Source organism: Psychrobacter sp., from assembly GCF_018260395.1.
In the GTDB taxonomy this organism is placed as follows: Bacteria; Pseudomonadota; Gammaproteobacteria; order Pseudomonadales; family Moraxellaceae; genus Psychrobacter.
Genome location: NZ_JAGLBC010000093.1, coordinates 6,176 through 9,593, shown reverse-complemented (window position 1 = coordinate 9,593; position 3,418 = coordinate 6,176). Strand labels below are relative to the sequence as shown.

Here is a 3,418-nt window from a genome sequence, read left to right as displayed (position 1 = left end):
TCGCAATTTCGGCTTCAGTGATTTGGCCATTGACTGCGCCAGAATCGCCTGCGCCATGACCAGCTGTAATAGTAACTGTTGTCATTTCTTTATCCTCTTAAATAGATTGGGTTTTTTCAAAAAACTTTCTTCATGGCCTAAAGCTCGAATTATTTTTGTTGTTGTGTATAATTCAGCCATAAATAGCAACATTGCTAACAGCAATAACAGTCTTGCCGTCATAGTTTGTCTAGTGGGTACAAAATGAGTATGACCAATATCAGCCCACATTAAATTTAGCCAGATAAAGACAAGAACGATGATAAATGTTGATGTGGTAATTCTTTGCGTACAATGTCTAGCACTTAACATCATATAACCGCACATAAATAAGCCAATATAGGGCGTTATTAAGTTCACACCCTGCCAATTAAAATAACTAAGTAGATTCACTTGTCACCCCCTTTATTGTTTGTAAAAATATCAACAAACCAGGTAATGCGGCTAATGATTAGCTGTCGTACTGACTGCTGTAATTTCTCATCCCTTTTTAATTCACCCCAGTTGTTAAGTAAAACGACACCGCTTGATGACAATGCTAAAGCCGTTACCATCATAATCTCTAATGGTGGTGATTGTGTTTGCGTAAATGCCGGCAACAATACAAAAGCGCCAATAATGCCACTTAAAAAACCGCCAATAAAATGCAGTATTTGATGACTTATTGGCAGTGTCTTAAAACCGTTATCTTTATAAATATCAGTAAATAAGGATGCTACTGAGCCAATAATGCTTAGTGCAAAAATAGCTGAAAAAAACATCCACATTGGTAAATTTAAATATAAGAACTTATGCGGCGCGTTTAACTGCTCAGTTAAAGCAATTGCACTACCGGATGCGCTTAACATGCTAACCGAGGAACCTATGATAAGCCCCACAGTCATTTTTGCAGCTTCAATCTTGTGTTGCATATCCACTCCTGTTAGCTGGTAAGGCTATCGCTCTATCGCCTTGCAGCTAATATTTTAATTACGGCGTCGAAGCGCTTGTATAAGCCAGTTAAAGCCAGTGTATCGCGCTCTAAAATCTTAGCTCTATATTCAAACGCCTGCGATCTATCGTAAATCTCTATGAAATTAAGACTCATTTTAAGGCCATCTAACATGCTCATTTGACCGTGTTCCATAATCATCACAAGATCGCTAAGCAATATATCTTGCAAGCTGTTTTGCATGTCCTTGTAGATGGGAAAGGGCCGGAAATCGCGCTGGCTGGTAATCGCCATTCACCTCCTTTAACACTGTAATGCCGTTATTATCGATACTGGTTTCAAGGTAGTGTGTCAGTGGCGCAACAAGATAATCGAAGGTTTCAGATAGGTTGTTAAATGCAAGCTCGTTTAATTGGCCTATAAGTCTTACCCTAGATTGCACATGTTGGTTTAATTCATTGCTAGGCATTTGCGCATCAAGCTGATCCCAAACAATACCCTCGCCGCCTAATAAGGCACTAAGATCGCCATACAATTGACAAGCCATAAGACCACAAGTCCAATCAAATAAATCTTCGCAAATGGTTTCAAGAAGGCATATATGACCGCCTCTGATATGCTGCACCCCTATACCGATATCTTTATCAAAGTATTCATCAGGTACTTCTGATTCGATAGTGTCAATATAGTAATCGCTAAAATCATCTTCTAAGGCGTACTTGTTATGAGACAAAGCCTGTTGATTCAGTAAAACATAGTATCGCTCTTGCATTGTCAACGTATCGGCCAATGCGCTATCGCCGGTTGTATAAGTAATAAGCGCGCTGATTCGCTTCTCATTAAAGCGCTCTGGTATTTTGGCAATGCTCATAGCTTGCTCAATGGTCAAATCAAGCATTGGCACCTTTTGTTTTAAAAGCTGTAAATTTAATGCGGTAAGATTATTCATCACTAGGCCTTTTTAGGTGTTTTAAGTTTAAGTAAATCGCTTTGATCCCAAGCTGTTAATGATAAAAGCGTGACCTGGGCGCGAACTGCTATCCTATCGCCATTTTTAGTCATCGGCGCTGTCATCGGTGCTGATAAACTCTCAATAAACAAGGGTTTATAGATATAGCCGCCGTATTGCAGTTGTACCAGTGGTGGTATGATTGATGGGAATAAACCCTCAGCGCCGCTGTCTGCAACGTTAACCACAAGGGATGTATCCGATAATTTTTTAGGTAAAACATATTGCTGTAATAGCCTTAATGCTGCCTCTACTTCTGTATGCGCATTGGCCCACGCTTGAAAAACCAACGTACCGGTAATTCTTACCGAACTTGAGGACGTGTAAATTTGCCGGCTATTAATTTTTGTGAAGTTAGACCTATTTTTTAATCCTTCTAAAGCTTCAGCTGCTTGACCAGCTACGCCCTGTATGGAGTTAGGATCAGCGGATTCACTATCAAGGCCAAAAAGACTATACATGGTTGCCGGTAATTGGCCGGACTGAATCATACCCATCGCGTTTGGCATACGCCCTTCAGGATTCGAGTTTTCAAATGGGGTGCTGTATTGTGCCTCTAAAGTAAATTCTGCATCCTCAAATACCGCCGCTATGCCATCCGCTTCAGGGTCAGCAATATACACTTGCTGGCCTTGTCCGGCTTTATCATCTTGCTCAATAACCGGCTTGATGATAGCAATTAGGCGTATGTTGGTTTTTTTTTCAAACCAATTTAAACCACTACCAAAAAGCGCGCCTTTACGCGGCGCTTTTGTGTTATCCGGCTCTTTTGCAGTGTTGTTTTGTGCTGGCATGATGGCCCCTAAGCTGCTTTTTGTTTCAAGGTGTCGATAGCCATGCTGATTAATGACTGTTTGTAGCTCTCTAAGATACTATCCATTGTGTTAATCAGACTATCTTGATTGGCTGCATCAACCTCATCACGCAATTGACGATAACCATCGAGATCGAAGTTAAAAGGCTCATTGGTAAGCTGATCGGCTTCTTTTTTAAATGCCGCCACCTTGCCAGCCAAATCATTTTGATCATTGGTAGGCGAAGATGATTTAAGGCCTAATTGCTGTCTTAAATCTAAGATTGCTTTAATCGCGCGCGCTTTAGATAATCCTGTTGCGCTTTTGGCTTCAAGAATCGCGGATTTTAACTCTCTGATTTTCTTAGCTTTTTCAAGTGGGGTTAACATTGAATCGAACATATCTAAAGTCTCATTATTGTTATAGTGGCGTTGTACTATTCCATTCGCATAATTAACGGCATCAAAGAGTCCTTAAATATTGGCAGATTCTTTATCAACTGCGTTTAACACAATATCAAGTGCTTGTATAAACAAGGGATCGTTTTCATCTTTTTCACCAATTGCAATAACCTTATCCATATCGACGTCATCTGGGCCCACAGTGCCATCAATGATTGAATTTAGATAAGCGATATCATCTTGG

At 40.3% G+C, this 3,418-nt stretch carries 6 protein-coding genes; 1 reads left to right on the top strand and 5 read right to left on the bottom strand.

Going from position 1 to position 3,418, the window contains the following annotated elements; translation table 11 throughout:
* Positions 1-247 (top strand): hypothetical protein (locus QZ265_RS07790; RefSeq protein ID WP_296405033.1); only part of this gene is annotated, 247 nt, incomplete at its 5' end.
* Between the two features lie 181 nt (positions 248-428).
* Here QZ265_RS07790 and QZ265_RS07785 read toward each other — a convergent pair.
* The 5 genes from QZ265_RS07785 to QZ265_RS07765 are packed head-to-tail and all read right to left on the bottom strand — an operon-like array spanning position 429 to position 3,174.
* Positions 429-950, bottom strand: coding sequence for a hypothetical protein (locus QZ265_RS07785; RefSeq protein WP_296405031.1), 522 nt, complete (start codon positions 948-950; stop codon positions 429-431).
* A gap of 32 nt (positions 951-982) precedes the next feature.
* Complete coding sequence (locus tag QZ265_RS07780) at positions 983-1,213, bottom strand: hypothetical protein (protein WP_296405029.1); 231 nt, start codon at positions 1,211-1,213, stop codon at positions 983-985.
* Positions 1,182-1,919, bottom strand: coding sequence for a hypothetical protein (locus QZ265_RS07775; RefSeq protein ID WP_296405027.1), 738 nt, complete (start codon positions 1,917-1,919; stop codon positions 1,182-1,184). Before QZ265_RS07775 ends, QZ265_RS07780 begins: the two co-directional genes overlap by 32 nt.
* Positions 1,920-1,921: 2 nt before the next feature.
* A complete protein-coding gene (locus tag QZ265_RS07770; RefSeq protein ID WP_296405024.1) occupies positions 1,922-2,773 on the bottom strand; it encodes a hypothetical protein in 852 nt (283 codons plus the stop codon).
* A gap of 8 nt (positions 2,774-2,781) precedes the next feature.
* The gene (locus tag QZ265_RS07765) at positions 2,782-3,174 is read right to left on the bottom strand and encodes a hypothetical protein (RefSeq protein WP_296405022.1); all 393 of its coding nucleotides are present in this window, start codon (positions 3,172-3,174) and stop codon (positions 2,782-2,784) included.
* Positions 3,175-3,418 lie beyond the last annotated feature (244 nt).

Bases quoted from the DNA above. Each gene is read 5' to 3' on its own strand.
- QZ265_RS07785 (WP_296405031.1), bottom strand. From the start codon at position 950: ATGCAACACAAGATTGAAGCTGCAAAAATGACTGTGGGGCTTATCATA.
- QZ265_RS07780 (WP_296405029.1), bottom strand. From the start codon at position 1,213: ATGCAAAACAGCTTGCAAGATATATTGCTTAGCGATCTTGTGATGATT.
- QZ265_RS07775 (WP_296405027.1), bottom strand. From the start codon at position 1,919: ATGAATAATCTTACCGCATTAAATTTACAGCTTTTAAAACAAAAGGTG.
- QZ265_RS07770 (WP_296405024.1), bottom strand. From the start codon at position 2,773: ATGCCAGCACAAAACAACACTGCAAAAGAGCCGGATAACACAAAAGCG.
- QZ265_RS07765 (WP_296405022.1), bottom strand. From the start codon at position 3,174: ATGTTCGATTCAATGTTAACCCCACTTGAAAAAGCTAAGAAAATCAGA.